Below are 1,031 nucleotides of genomic sequence, written 5' to 3'. Positions count from 1 at the left end.
ATTACGCACGGTTCTGTGAGAGCCGAGGGGTGAGATTCCCCTCGGCTACTCGGCAGTGGGGCTGGCGTGATCCACCGGTGAGGTCCTCACGCTGGTAGGCGGCATGATCGTCGGGGCGAGATCGTCCGCCCGTCTCGTCACCGCTGTACTTCGCTGTTCGCCAGGACGAGCAGGGCTCGCAGGAGTGTGGTGGCCTGCCGGGTGTCGGTGCGGAGCTTGGTCAGGGTCCGCCATGACTTGAGGTTCGCGAAGCCGTGTTCGTTGGCGGCGCGTTCGCGGCTGACCAGGCGGTTCGTCTCCTTCTCGGCAGCGGTCAGCTGGTGGTTGCGGGTGGCCTTGCGGCCGGTGATGATCACCGGGTCGTCGTCGGGTTTGTCGTCGAGGCCGACGAAGCCGAGGTCGGCCAGGGCGCCGAGGCCGGCTTCCCGCAGGTGTCCGGTGATCTTGTTGTGGCGGGCGGTGGTGATCTCGCTGGACCGGCCGGGCTTGGCCGCGGAGATCCAGATCAGGTTGCCCTTCTCGTCGGTCAGCGCGAGAAACAGCAGGCCATGGGCCTTGTGCTTGCCTGAGTAGTTCTTCCGGTCGTCCTTCCCGGTGCGGCGGTGGGTGCGGATCAGGGTGCCGTCGAGGAGGACCACGACCCCGCCGCTGCGGGCGATCTTCTTCAACGCCCGGTCCAGGCGCGGGGCGCGGGCGGCCAGCAGCTTGACGACTTCCTTCACCCAGCGGCGGACGGTGGACTCCCCGACACCGTTGCCGCCGGCCATGTCGGCCAGGCGCTGGTCGTGGCGCAGGACAGCGAGCACGATGACGGCCTGCCGGCCGGGTTCGGCCTTGCGCCAGGGCGAGCGCATCTGGTTCCGGCGCCGGCGTATCAGGTCGGCGACGAGGCTGATGGTCCGCTTCGACAGCGGGAGGCGGACCTGGTAGACAACTTCCTGAGTGTCCTCGGCGGGCTGGTTTTTGCTCACACATCTACCAACTCCCGCCGGGGGCCCTCGCGTTACGGCCGGAATCGGCCCGTCCGGCCG

The 1,031-nt window shown here is 68.7% G+C and carries 1 protein-coding gene; it reads right to left on the bottom strand.

Going from position 1 to position 1,031, the window contains the following annotated elements; genetic code table 11:
- Positions 1 to 137 precede the first annotated feature (137 nt).
- On the bottom strand, positions 138 to 971 hold the full coding sequence (locus RB628_RS40815) for a transposase family protein (RefSeq protein WP_318325695.1): 834 nt from the start codon (positions 969 to 971) through the stop codon (positions 138 to 140).
- Positions 972 to 1,031 lie beyond the last annotated feature (60 nt).

It is taken from the genome of Streptomyces sp. ADMS (assembly GCF_033441795.1).
Lineage (GTDB): Bacteria > Actinomycetota > Actinomycetes > Streptomycetales > Streptomycetaceae > Streptomyces.
This window is presented reverse-complemented; position numbering and strand designations above follow the sequence as displayed.